The following is a 15,124-nucleotide window of genomic DNA, read 5'->3' as shown; positions in this document are numbered from 1 at the left end:
CGACGGCATGGAGTGGGCATGGGAGCGCTGGAGGACAAGACGGCGTTGGTGACCGGCGGGTCACGGGGAATCGGGCGGGCGATCGTGGTGCGTCTGGCTCGTGACGGCGCGACGGTGATGTTCAGCTTCAAGCAGGACCAAGCGGCCGCCGAGGACGTGGTGGCCGAGGTGGAGGCCTTCGGCGGGCGGGCGATCGCGGTACGCGCCGACCAGGGGCGCATGGCGGACCTGAAGCACCTCTTCGGCGAGGTCGACCGCAGGCTGGACGGTTTGGACGTGGTCGTCAACAACGCGGCGATGAATCCGATGGGGAACATCTGCGACGCCTCGGAGGGCGACTTCGACGAGGTGATGGCCGTCAACACCAAGGGACCGTTCTTCGTCATGCAAGCCGCTGCCGAGAGGCTCGGCGAGGGTGGGCGGATCGTCAACATCTCGTCTTCCGGCGCGGTGCCGGGTCTGGCCCTCTACTTCGCCAGCAAAGCGGCGCTGGAGGCGATCACCGCGGTCGCCGCCCGCGAGTTCGGCCCCCGGGGGATCACGGTCAACAGTGTGACCCCCGGCGCCACCGACACGGACATGATGCGCGCCGCAGCCGGGGAGCATCTCGAACAGGCCGTCGAGCATGTGGTGTCCATGACGCCGCTGCAACGGCTGGGACGCCCGGAGGACATCGCCGACGTCGTCGCGTTCCTGGCCGGGCCCGACGGGCAATGGGTCACAGGTCAGAATCTGCGCGCCTCGGGCGGCCTGACGGTCTGACCGGCGGTCGTACGCATCAGTCGCGAGATCCAGGTCTCCCGGCCGGTCTTGCCGGAGCAGCAGGCTGCCGAGCGTCGCGCGCCGGTGCAGGACCGCCTTGCCGGCGCGCGACGTGGCAAATCAGTCCGGTGCCTCGAAGGGCCACGGTGTGCGCCGAGACTGTGGCCGTGCTGACGCGGAGCTGCTGGGCGAGTCCGGTCGTGGTGTGCTCCTCAGCCGGCAGATGCAGCAGTTCGACGCTTGTGTCCCCGATCACCTTGATCAGCGCCTCCGGACCGGCGGGGCCGTCGGGTTGCGGCAAACCGTCGGCGCCCGCCGGGTACGTGACGGCAACCGGGCGATCGGGGATGTCGGACGGCAGCGCCCCGTTGGTCCAGTGGAAGCTGGCGGGAGAACCAGCTCGCGCCCGCCGAGGCGGACCACCCGCGGGCCCGCTTCGGAGTTCCCAAGCGCCTCCAGGGCGGGCACCGGGCAGCAGCCAGGCCACTGGCTGCGTTCGCCCGTACGTGCTGGGGACGTTCAGGGCTCTGGCAAGATTTTCGTAGACGGAGATCGTCGTGGTTCGGTTGGGTTCTGAGCGGCCCGTGCCGACAGATACCGTGCCGAAACCAGCCACACCAAGGGGGCGTCCGATCGGTGGCGAACGTCAGAGTGACCTACGACAAGACTGTGAACGCAGCGTACGTGTACCTCTCCGATCCGCAGGATCGCATCAAGGTCTCGCGTATGTATCCCTGCGATCCGGTGGAGGTCGGAGGCATGATCAACCTCGACTTCGACGAGCAAGGGCGTCTCATCGGCGTCGAAGTGTTGGCGGCCAGCTCAAAGTTGTCCGGGTATCTGCTGGAGTCCGCGGAGCGTCTCGACGCCGGAGACGCCTGAACTGGGTGAACAGCAAGCCTGTCTCAGAGCCGGGCAAGTCGGACGGCTTTAGCTCGTGCGGCGGCGTCGTAGGTGGGCGATGAGGATGACCCGGTGCCGTAGGAGGGGGACTCCAGCACGTCCTGCCATGATGCGCTGTTGGAGTTTGACGTCGGTGATGCGTCCCTCGTTGACCCCGGAGCTGTAGGGGCTAATGATCCCCGTGACGACCGCGTCCTGGTCTTCGCGGAGCGCCTTCGCCAGGCTGGCGAAGGCCGGAAGCTGGCAGGCAGTGAGTTCGCTGAGCCAGCCCGGCAGTGCGGCCGCGTCGCCGGCCTGGAGCATGGCCGCGAACTGGCGGACCAGCGTGTGCGCTCGGTCGAGTTCGGGGCAGTGGGCGAGCAGGCGGTGCAGCCGCTCATCGGTCTCCAGGCCGCGTCGGTCCGTGCTGGTGGCGATCCAACGAGCGACCTCGGCGACGGCGGGAGCTCGTGCGGCTCGGCCAGGAACAGCCCCTCACGCATCGGGGCGACGGCCATCTTCACGTGCTGGTAGTGCCCGGTGTAGTCCTTGGCGGTGAGCTCCTCGTGCAAGAGCTTCGCGCTGTGTTCGCCTTCGTTCCAGCGCTGCCGCAGGTAGCCGAGGTAGGGGTAGAGGGCGGTCGGGCTGCGTGGCCGGCGTCGACGCACCACGTCTTGCCAGGTAGCGGCTGCTGCGTACTTGCGCACGGTGCGCCAGTTCAACCCGAGTTCCCGGGCGGCGGAGTTGTAGCTGCGGCCGGTGTCGGTGAGTGCGTGCACCGCGTCGAAGAGCCGCTTCGCGTGCCGCCGGGCCGGCGTGTCCGCCGACTCCAAGGCGTCGCACACGGCGGACGGCAGAGCTGCGGGCTCGGTGTCGACGACGGCCTCGTCCCGGCAGCCGCGGTGCGCGGCGGCAATCTGCTGCACCCGCTTCGACAGGCCCTGCCAAAGGTGGAAACGGTCGCTGACCTGCACCACGTCCGGGGCGCCGACGGTGACGCCCAGGCGATAGGTCGGCGAGCCGTCCCGACACACGACTTCCAGGCCGGGATGCTCCCGCAGCCAGGCGGCCAGTGTCGCGGCGTCGCGGCCCTCCCACAGCGTCACCGGCAGCCGGTTCTCCGCGTCGACCAGCAGCGTGCCGTACACGTCGCCGTACAACGCGAAGTCGTCCACCCCCAGCACGCGGCGCGCCGTGACGGGCGGGAATGGCACGCGCATCAGGTGAAACAGCACGCTGGTGCGCGACAGACCCGCATGCACGATGCGCAGCATCCGCGCTCTGCTGCGGCCGGCGAGCAGCACGCCGACACCGTGCGTCCCTTCGTCACGGTCCACTACAAAGAGACGAAGACCTGGTCTGCGGACCTCCTCGCCGTCGATCCCGTACGGCCGGGATTTGCCTGCCACGTGACCCGCACCCGGACGTCGTAGCCCCGTCCGGGGAGGCTGTTCCGCGCCGACCGGGACCGTCATCGTTGTCCGGCGTGGCCTCCAGAGCGGCAACGGCACCGGCGCTGACTCCGCCAACGGCCGCCCAGGCACAAATACTTGCACTGCCGGCACCGGCGACCCAGCTGCTGACCCGACCGGCCAGTAGATGCCTGGCCCATGCCCTTGGCCCAGTCACCGCAGCTACCCGGTCTCGCCAGGAGCTGTGCGAGGACGAAGAAGCCTTTGGGGAATTGCATGACCGTCGACAGACCCTTCACCTGCGCACCCCATAGCGCCGTCAACCCTCCGTCACGTGGCTATGTCTACGAGAAGCGACGGCGCTGGTACGGCACTTCCGAAGGCGCGTGAATCCGCGAGTGGTCGGTGTCCACCAGTGATGAAGGCGCTGATGGGCTTGCGGTCCAAACGCAGATGTGCCTGGTGACCTCTCTGCAGGAACGCGCGATTGGGCGTCGGGCTGTTGTGACCTGGTCTCTTTGCGGACGATCCGCTTGCCAACGGCAGTTCCCGGTACTCAGGATCGCCGCCACCGGCTGGTCTTGCGCGGGGCGTCGAGGATCGGCAGGGCGTGCAGGACGCCGTCCCCGTTCACGCAGTAGACGACGCTTTTATCCACGACGGGCGGGCCGGTCCCGGCGACGCTGTCGCCTGCCGGGTACTTCCAGGCCGGGGTTCCGGTGGCGACGTCCACCGCGTACAGGTAGCCGCCGCGCTGGAGGTAGGCGGTGCCGTAGGCGGCGCTGACCTCGGCTTCGATGCCCGGGATGGGCAGCGCCCAGGCCGGCCTGCCCGAGGCGGCCTCGAACGCGAAGAGGCCTTCGGCGCGGGCGACCAGGAGGCGGCCGCCGGTATGAGCGAGCGGTTCCCGCCACCAGCCGGGGTTGTCCTGCTCGTTCCCGACCTTCCGCATCCACAGCATGTCGCCGTTGTCGGGCGAGAAGGCCGCAACCGAGCAGGTCCCTGCGACGCAAACGGTGTTGTTGTTGACGAACAGCGGTCGGCCCGCCCACGTTTCGTCGGACGAGTGCGTCCACAACTCGTTCCCGAGGATGGGGTCGCAAGCGACGAACTTGCCGTCGTCCGTGTAGTACAGCTCCAGAGGTGAGGCCGTCAGGAGCCTCGGGTCGGGCCCGACGGTTGCGGGTCCTGTCGACAGCGGTTCGTCGTCGGGCAAGAGTCGGGTTTCGAGGCGCCTGTCGAGGGTTTCGGCGTAGACGTTCTCGTCCTCGTCGACCGCGAGGAAGGACAAGACCCATTGGTTGGTCCACGCGATGGCGCCGTTTTTCGGACTCACGGCGAAGCCGCCGATACCGAAGGCGGTGTTGAGAACCAGCCCGCGGTGGATGCGCGGCCACACGTCCCGGGGAACGCGGTCGTCGGGGCTGCGCCACTTCACCTTCCCCGTGGCGGCCTGGACGACGCACGCTCCATGGGTCGCGCGGTTCCGGCGGTTCGTGACGTAGACGAACCGGCCGACGGGGACCGGGCGGCTGCTGGCCTGGATGTCGGCGCGCCACAGCGGCTGCACCGTCGGGACGCTGTCCCACGGGTCCGCGCGGATGGAAGGCCTGGCCGGCACACGGCGGTCGGCCCGCGGCACGCCCGCGGGCGGCGATCCCGGGCGGTCCGCCCAGGGCGACGGAGCGGAACGCGTCGCGTACAGGCCTGCACCCGAAGGCGGCGGGGGTATCCGCCGGGGGTTCACGGTGGTGGCCACGGGCGCGGCGAACTCGGCCAACATGTCGCGCAGTTCACCTGCGCTCGCGGGCCGGTCGATGGGGTCCTTCGCGAGGAGGCGGCCGACCAGGGCGTCGAGCCCGGCGGGTATGCCCGGCTGATGGGTGCCGGGCGCGACGGGGGCGTCGTTGACGTGCGCCCACATCTGGGCGTACTGGTCGCCGTCGAACGGGGGTTTCCCGGTGAGGAGTTCGTAGAGAACGCAGCCGAGGGAGTAAAGGTCGCTGCGGGCGTCCCCGGGGACACCGGGGTGGATGCGCTCGGGCGCGAGGTACGCGGTGGTGCCGACGAGGTGGCTGGTCGCCGTCACGGTCCCGCCTGCGGCGCTGAACCGGGCGATGCCGAAGTCCAGCAGTTTGACCGTTCCGGAGTGGGTCAGCCGCAGGTTGGACGGCTTCAGGTCGCGGTGCACGATGCCCGCGTCGTGGATGGCGGCGAGTGCGTCGGCGACCTGCGCCGCCCACCCGGCCGCGTCGCCAGGGGCTGCCGGGCCGTCCATGACCACGGCGGACAGGTCGCGCCCGGACACCAGTTCCATGACCAGGTACAGCACGCCGTTGTCGTGGCCGTGGTCCAGGACCCGCACCACGCCGGGATGCCGCAACGCGCTTGCCGTGTGTGCCTCGCGCAGGAACCTCGCAGACGCGTCCCCGCCCGGGTCATGGGCGTTGAGCACCCGCTTGACCGCCACCCGGATCCGCTCACGCCGGTCCACGGCCTCCCATACCTGGCCCATGCCGCCCTGCCCGATCGGCTCGACCAGCTCGAACCGCCCCGCCAGCAACTCCCCGCGCACTCGTCGCCCCCGCCCCGATCGACTGTGTCTGCTTCTTAGCACAGCCGAACACAGTGCCGTCCGACAACAGCAGCGAGTCCGTGAAACCGGGGCAACATCAGGGTGTCCGTCAAAGCGAATCAAGCCCAGAGCGCCTCTTCCGTCGCCAATGGCAAGGCCGACCGAGCAAGCTCGACCCGTTCATAGACCACCTCGACCGCCAGTGGGACAACGGCTTGTCGGTCGGCCTCGACCGCGACCTCGCGGCGGTCATCGCCGGGTTCACCCTGCCCTGGAGTTCGGGCGTTGTCGAAGGCCGCATGAACCGGATCAAGATGCTCAAACGCCAGATGTTTGGCTGCGCAGGGTTCGATCTGCTGCGCAAGCGCGTACTCCTGGCCGACTGACCGGGTCCTACGGACACATCCAGCAGTACAGGCGCTGTCCCCGGGCGACTGCCCGCTTCGCGAGCTCGGCCAGGTTGTGCAGAAGGTCACCCATATCTTCAATGTCTTCGGCATCGGGAGTCTCATAGAAGTCGCCCGAGGCAGCCCAGCTTTGGGCGACATCTTTGAGTAGTTCCCGATCGAAGGCAGCCAGTCGGTCACGGAACACATCGGTGAGCGCCACACTGACCACGTCCCCGTCTCCGACCATGGCAATCAGGTGTCCGTGCCGGGGTCGGTCTTGACTTCCTCTGCGCTCCGGCCGGTGATGAGCACCTCGACGGGCACCAGATCCACGACTGGATCGATGCCTTTCACGACCAGTTCGTCGTATCCGGTGCCACTTGGCTTATCGTCGTCACGAACGATGGCCCGGCTGGCGTCATGATCATCAGATGCGGTGTAGTAGCCGAAGAGAACCCCCACGAGGCTGATCATGCCATCGGCTACCGACAGTCAGGACGGCACGTGGCGACCACAAAACTTGGGCCAGAGGCCGTTCCCGTGAACGGAGCCAGCCTGACCGTCCGTCCGAGGGTGCCGGGGTCATCGTCGGTGTCGCGCACTACCCTCGCCGCTCCCGCGAGTTGGTGCCCGAACTCGGCGGACAGGCCCCGCCACCACCCCTCTCGCAGTGAACGGCCGGCATCCATCCGACCTGACGACACGTCAGGTCGGGGTTCGGCGGATAGGGCGTCGATCCCGTACGCGATCCTGTGCGCCGATCCGTCCTCCCCCTGTGAACCGCCGACCCTCGGCTTGACGTTTCCCCAGGCCAGGGCGCGGATCGGCGGGCGCGAAGTGGAGACGACTGTATACAGGAGTCCCGTACGTGCCCCCTCGATCCACACTCGGCGGCCCGCCCATCGGCGGCACACCCTGGTGTTCTCGGCCCCTCTACTCCTCCGCAGATTCCCGTCTTGCGTGATCTGCCACTCTCTATCTCCTCCTTGCTGACGTCTTGCTTGCCTTCCTCCTCCTGACGTTCCCCTCCTCACAGCTCCCCGTGTTCCGCGCCTCCTGCACCCAGGCCCCTGACGGCGCACCTTCCGGCCCCGGCCGGTCCGCGAGGTGCGGTTCCCGAGGTGCGGCGTGCCGTGCCCGCCGTGCCGTGCCCGCCGTGCCGTGCCCGCCGTGCCGTGCCCGCCGTGCCGTGCCCGCCGTGCCGTGCCCGCCGTGCCGTGCCCGCCGTGCCGTGCCCGCCGTGCCGTGCCCGCCGTGCGGCGGGCCGACCAGGTGTGAACAGGGTGCACGGCGGTCCGGCGGAAGTGTCGTGTGCGGGCGGGCCGGCGACTGAATGCGTCGAGGAATTCCCAGGAGTCCTGCAATGCGGTCGTGAAATTCGAGGAATTCCAGCATTTCATCGTCCGATTTGCCCTAGGTGAATTCCGGTGCCAGAGCTACCTTGTAAATGTGCCCGGGAAAACCGGGCGGCGGGCCCCGGGGAAATCCCCGGAAGAGCCCGGACATGAATTCCCGTGATTTCCGCCCGTGGCGGAGCCTGCGCCGGAACCGGCGTCGGCGGTACCGGAAAGGAGGCCGTGATGGACCCGGACGAGGTGCTGTCGGACCTGCTCGAGTACGCCCGGATGATCACCGGCGAGGTGCCCGGCGCGGCCGAGGAATGGGGCGACACGCTCGCCGAGGCGTTCCTGGCGCTCGACGAGTGGATCTCCCGCGGCGGCGCGCTGCCCGCGCGGTGGACCCCGTCCCGGTACGAGGTCCAGCGCCCCGCCGCCCGGTAGCCGCCCCTCGCTCACCGCACCACCACCGCATGCCACCAACTCCCGGAAGCAAGGAGGCCCGGCCATGACCGGCGTCCCGCACCCCGAACCGCCTGTTCCCACCCCCGTGCCCGCCGCAGGGCCCGCGCCGACGGAACGGGAGCCGCTGGGCACCCGCATGGTCCGCGCGCGGCTCGGCGTCACCACCCCGTACGCGCTCACCGTCCGGCACCGCGGCGACGACGTCCTGGCCCCGCTCGCGGGCCTGGTCGCGGACACGGCGAGCCGACTGGACTTCTTCGACGACCAGGCCGTGCGCGCCGTCACGCACGTCACCGCCCGCGCGGCGGCCGCGGGGCGCGACCCCGACGCCCACCTGTGCCTCAGCGGCGCCTGGTCCTCCGTCGCCGCCGAGGCCCGGGGCATCGAGGTTGACCAGGCCCGGATCAGCGAACTGACCCAGACCCTGAACGCCGCCCTGACCACCTACACCCGCGTCCTCGCCGTCGCCCCCGCCAGCTGACCCCCGCGCACCGCACGTGCCGCCCGGGCCGGATCTCCTGCCCGCCGACTACCCGGCCCGGGCCTGCACCGCCGCCCCGCCTTCTGATTGCGCTGCTCGAACTTGCCTGCCGCTGCTGTTGGTTCGCCTTTCCCGCCCGTAGCCAGACGACCTCGTGGAGGTGCGTGATGACCACCCCGACCCCCGCCCCGGCCGCCCCGGCGCCGCCTGCCCCTGCGGGCAAGGCCCGGCCCGGCGAGCTGCGCGCCGCGGTTGCCGCGGTCCTCGCCGGGGACACCGGCAAGGAGTACTCGGTCATGGAGTTGGCCAAGATCCTCGGCAACTCCGGCGGGGCGATCGGCAACGCGTGTGACACCCTCGTCGCCCGCAGCGAGGCGGACCTGGCCGGGACGGCACCGCGCCGGTACCGGGCGAACGCCAACACCGCCGCCGCGGCCGCGAACGCGGTCGTGTCCCCGCGCACCCCCAAGCCCGCCGCACCGCCCGCCTCCACGGCGCCGACGCCCGGTCCGGCGGCGCCCGCCCCCGCGCCTCCGCCCCCGCCCGCGCGGGCGGAGAAGCCGGGTGGGCCGATCCGCCGCCCGAACGGCGCCCTGTACTACCCGCGCGTCCTCGCCGCAGGGATCAGCGACGTCGAGGGCTTGCGGAAGCTGCGCGAGGCGCGGGTGCCCGCACTGCTGTACGGGCCGCCGGGCACGGGCAAGACGTCGATGGCCGAGGCGGCGTTCCCCGACCTGATCACGGTTGCCGGGGACGGGGACACCACGGTCGGCGACCTGATCGGCGACTGGACCCAAAAGGCCGACGGCGGCTACCAGTTCGCCTACGGCCCGGTCGTGACCGCGATGACCGAGGGCCGCGCCCTCCTCCTCGACGACGCCACGCTGATCTCCCCGAAGGTCCTGGCCGCGATGTACCCGGCCATGGACGGCCGCCGCCAGATCACCGTCAAGGCGCACCAGGACGAGACGATCACCGCCGCCGACGGGTTCTACGTGATCGCCGGCCACAACCCCGGCGTGCACGGCGCGGTCCTGACCGAGGCCCTCGCCTCCAGGTTCAGCACCCAGATCCACGTCGCGACCGACTACGGCCTGTGCACCCGCCTCGGGATCGACCGCACGGCCGTCACGGTGGCGAAGAACCTGGCCCGCCTGGTGGCGATCGGCGAGGTGGGGTGGGCACCGCAGCTGCGCGAGCTGATCGCGTTCCAGAAAATCGCCGACATCCTCGGCCCCGACGCCGCGTTCGCGAACCTCGTCGGCATCGCCCCGCCCGAGGACCGCGACCAGGTCGCCGACCTCGTCGCCAAGACCTGCGGCCGCAAGATCGCCGCGCTGGCCCTCGGCAAGCAGATCTGACCGCACCGGCCCCGGGCGGCCCGGCCGCCGCCCGGCCCCGCCGGTCCCGCACCGCCGCCTGCTCACCCCGCACGGAAGGGACACCGATCCGCGATGCCCGCCCACCGCCACGTCGACCACCGCCCGCCTGCCACCTCCGCCGACGAACTCGCCGCCGCCCGCTGGGAGGACGACGGCGGCCCCACCCCGGCGCCCGCCCCCTCCCGCGAGGCGCGCGAAGCCGAATGGCTGCGCATCTCCGCCGAGTTGACCGGCCGGTTCCCCGCCATCGGCAACCGCGACGACGTCATCGTCACCTGCGAGCACGCCACCCGCTCGGGCGCCCCAGCCGCGTTCTTCCCGACCCTGGCCCAAGTCGAGGTCGCCCGCAGCGTGTTCGCCCCGCACGACCCCGGCACGTTGCGCCCGGCCTCCTTCGGCGACGAGGACCGCTACCCGGCCGCCTGGGGCGCGTTCTGCCACGAGGCCGCGCACTCCGCGCACAGCAAGTGGACACCTGCCGACGAGCACGAGGGCACCGCCGCCGCGGAAGCCGCCGCCATGCTGGAGGAGTCCCGCGCCGAACGCGCGCACCTGGCCCGCCGTCCCGGCGACCGGCCCTACCTGCGCGCGGTGGTCCGCGACCTGGTCATGGACGGCCTGGGCACCAAGCCGCCCGACAACGCCTGGTCCGCCGCGTTCGCCGCCGGACTGATCCTGGCCCGCCGCGACGCCGGAATCCTCGACCCCGGCGAGGCCGCACCGGTCGAGCAGACCGTGACCGCGATCCTCGGCGAACCCCTCCTGAACACGCTGGCCGGGATCTGGACCGCCGCCCACCAGGTCGCCGACCACGACGGCGACACCATGCTCGACCTGGGCCGCGCCTGGTGCCAGGCCCTCGGAACGCCGCCGACCGGACCCGAGCCCGCCACCGAGGACGGCACCCCCACCGGCGGACTCACCGCCGCCATCGGCGACACGGCGGCACGCGTGGCCGCCACCGAACAAGCCCGCCGGGCCCGCGAGGACGCCGAGGCCGCCGCCCAGGCCGCCGCCGCTGCGGCCCGCGCCGCCGCCCGCCGACGCGACGCCCGCCGGGCCCGGAACGCAGGCGACCTCGCCAAGGCGGTCTTCGCACCGAACGCCGGCCCCGTCGACCCCGCCGACCCGGCGGGCACCCACCGGGTCCTGGGCTCACCGGTACGCGGGACCCGCACCCCCACCCCGGCGGAGAAGGCCGCCGCCGGACGCCTCGCCCGCGGCCTGCGCGCTGCCGCCTACCGCGAGCGCGTCGAGACGCGCACCGCCTCGGCGACCCCGCCCGGACGCCTCACCATGCGCGCCGCCCTGGCCCGCGACGCCCAACGCGCCGCAGGAGCCATGCCCACCGCCCTGCCCTGGAGCAGCACCCAGCGCCGCGCCACCCCCACCCCGCCGCTCCGCGTCGGCATCGCCGTCGACGTGTCCGGCTCGATGAACCGCGCCACCGGGCCGGTCTCCTCCGCCGCGTGGATCATCGCGAAAGCCGCCGCGATGACCGACCCCGACTCCCGCACCGCGACCATCGCCTACGACCGGCACCTCACCGCCGTCACCCGCCCCGGCCGCACCCCCCAGCGCCCCACACGCTTCGACGCCACCGGCGGCGGCCACGCCCTCGCCGAGGCGATCGACGCCCTGGACGCCGCCCTCGACCTGACGCGGCCCGGCGCCGGCCGACTCCTGGTGATTGCCTCCGACGGCGTGTACAGCACGGACGAGACTGCCGCCGCCGCACGCCGTATCGCTGCCCTCACCGCCGCCGGTTGCGCGGTCCTCCACCTCCACTTCGGCGGCCCGTTCCCACCCCGCCCGATCCCCGGCGCACCGATGCTGCACCTGCCCAACCCCTCCGCCGCAGCAGGCGAGATCGCCAGAGCCGCCGTCGCCCAAGTCGCCGCAACCCGCTGAACCCTGCGGCACCTGCCGGGCGGGCACCACGCCCGCCCGCCGGGGCGGCTCGCGGACCGCGCGTATCGGCTCAGGTGCCGGTGGACTGCCGTGGCTTGATTCACGAGTCTTGGTTGTGGTTCACCCGTGATCGCTGCCAGAACCCGCACAACAACGTCACAGCCACCTGACCGGTCAGACCCCCTACGAGCGACTCCGCCAGAAAGCTCATGACCCCCTGTCATAAGCCTCCGTCGGCTGCACACGACAACGCCGTCGGGATCGTCGACGACGTGTTGCGGATCTTCTCTGCACTTCACTCGATCGGGCGATCGGAGTCGCCGGGGATCGGCGCGCTGTCGGCCGTGAAACCCCGTGGATCTGTGATTGGCGCCCGTGATCGACTGAGGGCATGAGCTTGTTGGTGAAAACGTTTGTCGTTGGTGAAGACGGCAAGAGGAACCTGTTGGATGTTCCGGAGGGCAGTTCCCCTCTCGCGGGCTTCGAGCGCTGGCGTACTTCCGTATGGGGGTCCGAGGCCGTGCGTTCGTTGGGGGCGACCTTCTTCCCGGTCCTGGCCGGCAGTGACCTCACGGTGATGCCAGACCAGGTGGCGGACTTCCTGGACGAATGTGCCTTGATCCGAAGCAACCTCGGACTCGTCGCACCCAGCACCGACCCGGCCAAGTCGCATGCGGAGTATGTTCGGCAGATCTCCGAGCGCCTGCGGAACGTCGAGGACGCCGCCGCGCATGCGCAGGGGGTCAGGGGAGGTGTGATCATCTGGTAGGACGTCCCGTTCTGGACTATTCCGGTGGGAGGGACGGCCGGAGCCTTCTATGTGCACACGGTCGGCCGGCAGCTCGGTGTAGGCCGCAGCAGCGCTCGCCACATCCCCGGCGCTTCCCCGCCAATGGGCGGGCGTACGGCGACGAGGACACTCGTCGCCGACCCGGCGACCAACTCGGAGGACCGCGGCATCGGGGAGGCCGACGGAGCCGCAGTGCCCTGCGCTGAGCATGCTGCGGTGCCAGTTCCGCGGCCGTTGCTCGTCGCGGGCTGTCACGGCCTGTCGGGCAAACGGTAGCCGTGGTGTCGGGCGAGTGCGATGGCTTCTTCGTGGGTGGGGGCGCCGAGCTTCGTCAGGATGTCGGAGATGCGGTTGCGGATGGTCTTGGGGACGAGGAAGGGGCGGGTGGCGATTTGGGAGGTGGGCAGTCCTGCGGCCAGGAGTTCGAGGATCTCCAGGTCGCGGGAGTTGAGGGCGGTCAGCGGCGTGGGCAGGGGCGCGGCGGACGCGGCGGCGGTGACCGCGGCCTGGGTGCCGGGGCCCAGGACGACGGTGCCGCGGGCGGCGGAGTGGATGGCGGCCAGGACGTCGTCGGGGTCGGAGTCCTTGAGGAGGTAGCCGTCCAGCCCGGAGCCGAGGCTGCGGATGATGGACTGGTCGTCGGCGTGCATGGTGAACACGACGACGTGCAGCTCGGGCCAACGGCGTTTGAGGGTCGCGCCTAGGGCGATGCCGTCGCCGTCGGGGAGGTGGATGTCGATCAATGCGATGTCGGGCAACTGCGAAGCCTTCAGGCGAACGCGGATGCCGTCCGGAACAGCGTCACCCGGGCCAGCGACGACTTGCTGCGACAGCGACTCGCCCTCGCGCACGAGCGAATCAGCCGGCTGCGCGAGGAAAACCGACAACTCCGCGACGCCCTCGCACACGCCCACGGCCAGCTCCGCGCAGCCCGGCTCCACACCGAGGAGCGATGAGCGGGGCCATCCTCAACCCCGCCGCTTGCTGCAGGGTGACGTGATCTCCTTCAAGGGCCCCAGCTACCGCCTCACGAACCGGATCGCCGCCGTCGAACGGAACACCGACGTTGCCTGACCACGGAGCCGACTCTCACAGCTCCGCCCAGACATGCCCCTCGACATAGTTGGAGAACCCCCGGAAGAACCAATCGGCCAGGTCGCCGATGCGCTCGATGCACGCCTCGTAGTAGCCGTCCGGACGAGGCCGCGGGAAGCCTGGGTGGGAGGTCCAGACGGGCACCCACGTCGCCACCGCATAGAACCCCTCGGCCACCCACCGGTCGAGGCTGCCGTTCGCCTGGAAGTGCTCGCACGCCGCCCGCATCGCACGCTCAAGCCGGGTGAACGCGTCGCGATCCCACTCCATGCCGCGCAGCCGGAGAAGGAAGCTGCCCTCTTCGGCGTCGAACTCCCGGCGCAGAACCTCAAGCATCTCGTCCACGTCCAAGATCATGACAGCCCGGCCTGACACCGCCCACGACCAGGCAACCGAGCTGAGCACGTGAGCCCGGGCCCTCCACGGAGCGCTAGTCGAAGACAGCTGTCCACTACACGAAGCTGCTGGTTACAGACCGAAATCAGCAGGCAGAGTCGAGATAACGGCGGCCATCGTCGACCGGCTCACGTTCAACGGCACCATCATCGAGACCGGCACCGAGTCCTACCGCCTCGCCCAGACCAAAGCCCGGCAGCAGAACACCGCTCGATAGCTGGTGCCGTCGGACGCATGTGCTTGGATCCCGCCGACCGGATCTTCGCAGAACAGGGGACCCCTATGGCATGCCGCGCGGTGATCTTCGCACTGGACACCAAAGATGCAGAGCGCCTGCTGGCGGCCGAGGACGACGGCGAGGTGATGGCCCTGATCGAGGAGATCGAGGAGGAAAGCTGGACCGGGGACCACTACGTCGCCCTGGACAAGTCCTGGGACGCGCTGCACCGCTGCCTCACCGACGGGGACCTGGCCTTCGGCAACGGCGACTACCCGCTCTCGCACGCCATCCTCGGCGGGCGACTGCTGCACGACGAAGACGACTACATCGTGTCCTACGTCGACCCGGACCAGGTCCGCGAAATCGCCGCCGCCCTCGCAACGCTCGATGAGCCGTGGCTGCGAGAGCGGTTCTCAACACTGACGTTCGACGACTACCAGGGCACCGGCGACGAGGACGACATCACCTACACCCTCGCGTTCCTGCCCGACCTCAAGGACTTCTACCGGACAGCCGCCGCCAACGGCCGAGCAGCGATCTTCACCGTCGACCAGTAGGCCGGGGCCGGGCCAGACCGGAAGCCGGAGCCAAACGAGGGTTCTGGCACGCCTTCTGTGGTTTCGCACGTTGAGTGCGTGGAAAACCCGGCGGGTGAAAACCCGTTGCGGCAGGCAGAGCGTTTCGGAGACACGGCCACGATGACGATCTTTCGGTGCGCCAACTGTGGCGCGGCCCTGACTGTCCCCGTCGATCTCCTGCCGATTGTTCCAGCCAGGCATCAGTTCGAAGGGGTACTGGTGGACGGTCGGCGGCGGGCACCGGCCACGATGCCATGCGGAACGTACGCCGTCGATCCAGAGCCGCACGGGACCCCTTTCGTTCCTGCGGATGACCAGGACTCTTGCCCCCCCCGGCGTACCCAGGAGGGCCGTGCACCAGCAACGAGGACGGCGTGGTGGTGGTGTCAGCCGGGCCTCGGAACACCTTCGTCCTGCACCCGGACGACGCGCCCGGGCTGGTCTGGCAC

General features: G+C 70.5%; 15 protein-coding genes and 1 pseudogene. 10 read left to right on the top strand and 6 right to left on the bottom strand.

The features are described from left to right. The first annotated feature begins 18 nt into the window (after positions 1–18). A complete protein-coding gene (locus QI554_RS13345) occupies positions 19–762 on the top strand; it encodes an SDR family oxidoreductase (RefSeq protein ID WP_281469616.1) in 744 nt (247 codons plus the stop codon). 651 nt (positions 763–1,413) lie between these two features. Next, complete coding sequence (locus tag QI554_RS13340; protein ID WP_281469614.1) at positions 1,414–1,644, top strand: DUF2283 domain-containing protein; 231 nt, start codon at positions 1,414–1,416, stop codon at positions 1,642–1,644. 23 nt (positions 1,645–1,667) lie between these two features. Here the strand turns inward: QI554_RS13340 and QI554_RS43555 are convergent, their stop codons facing one another. Together QI554_RS43555 and QI554_RS13325 are read right to left on the bottom strand one after the other, a co-directional pair. Further along, entirely contained in the window at positions 1,668–2,948 is a 1,281-nt protein-coding gene (locus QI554_RS43555; protein ID WP_425527966.1) for a transposase, read from the bottom strand. A 664-nt stretch (positions 2,949–3,612) separates the two neighbouring features. Continuing rightward, positions 3,613–5,631: a protein kinase domain-containing protein gene (locus tag QI554_RS13325; RefSeq protein WP_281469612.1), complete on the bottom strand. Its 2,019-nt coding sequence runs from the start codon at positions 5,629–5,631 to the stop codon at positions 3,613–3,615. 53 nt (positions 5,632–5,684) lie between these two features. On the opposite strand from QI554_RS13325, the gene QI554_RS43550 reads away from it, so the two are divergent. Continuing rightward, positions 5,685–6,017: a hypothetical protein gene (locus QI554_RS43550; RefSeq protein WP_425527972.1), complete on the top strand. Its 333-nt coding sequence runs from the start codon at positions 5,685–5,687 to the stop codon at positions 6,015–6,017. 7 nt (positions 6,018–6,024) lie between these two features. Here the strand turns inward: QI554_RS43550 and QI554_RS13315 are convergent, their stop codons facing one another. Then, a complete protein-coding gene (locus QI554_RS13315; RefSeq protein WP_281469610.1) occupies positions 6,025–6,249 on the bottom strand; it encodes a hypothetical protein in 225 nt (74 codons plus the stop codon). 23 nt (positions 6,250–6,272) lie between these two features. Then, positions 6,273–6,482, bottom strand: coding sequence for a hypothetical protein (locus QI554_RS13310; RefSeq protein WP_281469607.1), 210 nt, complete (start codon positions 6,480–6,482; stop codon positions 6,273–6,275). Between the two features lie 1,118 nt (positions 6,483–7,600). Here QI554_RS13310 and QI554_RS13305 point away from each other — a divergent pair. From QI554_RS13305 to QI554_RS13285, 5 genes are all read left to right on the top strand, one after another. Beyond that, entirely contained in the window at positions 7,601–7,801 is a 201-nt protein-coding gene (locus QI554_RS13305) for a hypothetical protein (RefSeq protein WP_281469605.1), read from the top strand. Between the two features lie 64 nt (positions 7,802–7,865). Then, complete coding sequence (locus QI554_RS13300; protein ID WP_281469603.1) at positions 7,866–8,303, top strand: hypothetical protein; 438 nt, start codon at positions 7,866–7,868, stop codon at positions 8,301–8,303. Between the two features lie 296 nt (positions 8,304–8,599). Next, on the top strand, positions 8,600–9,664 hold the full coding sequence (locus tag QI554_RS13295) for an AAA family ATPase (RefSeq protein WP_425527971.1): 1,065 nt from the start codon (positions 8,600–8,602) through the stop codon (positions 9,662–9,664). A 93-nt stretch (positions 9,665–9,757) separates the two neighbouring features. Beyond that, on the top strand, positions 9,758–11,596 hold the full coding sequence (locus tag QI554_RS13290) for a hypothetical protein (protein ID WP_281469584.1): 1,839 nt from the start codon (positions 9,758–9,760) through the stop codon (positions 11,594–11,596). 391 nt (positions 11,597–11,987) lie between these two features. Then, positions 11,988–12,365 carry a hypothetical protein gene (locus QI554_RS13285; protein ID WP_281469582.1) on the top strand — a complete coding sequence of 126 codons (378 nt, stop codon included), beginning with the start codon at positions 11,988–11,990 and terminating at the stop codon, positions 12,363–12,365. 272 nt (positions 12,366–12,637) lie between these two features. Here the strand turns inward: QI554_RS13285 and QI554_RS13280 are convergent, their stop codons facing one another. Both QI554_RS13280 and QI554_RS13275 read right to left on the bottom strand, forming a co-directional pair. Next, the gene (locus QI554_RS13280; protein ID WP_281469580.1) at positions 12,638–13,144 is read right to left on the bottom strand and encodes a response regulator transcription factor; all 507 of its coding nucleotides are present in this window, start codon (positions 13,142–13,144) and stop codon (positions 12,638–12,640) included. Between the two features lie 331 nt (positions 13,145–13,475). Continuing rightward, on the bottom strand, positions 13,476–13,826 hold the full coding sequence (locus QI554_RS13275; RefSeq protein ID WP_281469578.1) for a hypothetical protein: 351 nt from the start codon (positions 13,824–13,826) through the stop codon (positions 13,476–13,478). Positions 13,827–13,983: 157 nt separating this feature from the next. Between QI554_RS13275 and QI554_RS13270 the strand changes: the two are divergent. Further along, positions 13,984–14,094 (top strand): annotated as a pseudogene (locus tag QI554_RS13270) (IS21-like element helper ATPase IstB); the annotation flags it as partial. A 17-nt stretch (positions 14,095–14,111) separates the two neighbouring features. Continuing rightward, entirely contained in the window at positions 14,112–14,654 is a 543-nt protein-coding gene (locus tag QI554_RS13265; RefSeq protein ID WP_343230780.1) for a YfbM family protein, read from the top strand. Positions 14,655–15,124: the final 470 nt, after the last annotated feature.

It is taken from the genome of Yinghuangia seranimata (assembly GCF_029953285.1).
GTDB lineage: Bacteria > Actinomycetota > Actinomycetes > Streptomycetales > Streptomycetaceae > Yinghuangia > Yinghuangia seranimata.
Note: the sequence above shows the minus strand (reverse complement) of the source record. Positions and strands in the feature narration are given on the sequence as shown.

Excerpts from the sequence above, each read along its gene's own strand:
- QI554_RS13305 (WP_281469605.1), top strand. The coding sequence starts at position 7,601 with ATGGACCCGGACGAGGTGCTGTCGGACCTGCTCGAGTACGCCCGGATG.
- QI554_RS13295 (WP_425527971.1), top strand. The coding sequence starts at position 8,600 with ATGGAGTTGGCCAAGATCCTCGGCAACTCCGGCGGGGCGATCGGCAAC.
- QI554_RS13265 (WP_343230780.1), top strand. The coding sequence starts at position 14,112 with ATGTGCTTGGATCCCGCCGACCGGATCTTCGCAGAACAGGGGACCCCT.
- QI554_RS13345 (WP_281469616.1), top strand. The coding sequence starts at position 19 with ATGGGAGCGCTGGAGGACAAGACGGCGTTGGTGACCGGCGGGTCACGG.
- QI554_RS13290 (WP_281469584.1), top strand. The coding sequence starts at position 9,758 with ATGCCCGCCCACCGCCACGTCGACCACCGCCCGCCTGCCACCTCCGCC.
- QI554_RS13285 (WP_281469582.1), top strand. The coding sequence starts at position 11,988 with ATGAGCTTGTTGGTGAAAACGTTTGTCGTTGGTGAAGACGGCAAGAGG.
- QI554_RS13300 (WP_281469603.1), top strand. The coding sequence starts at position 7,866 with ATGACCGGCGTCCCGCACCCCGAACCGCCTGTTCCCACCCCCGTGCCC.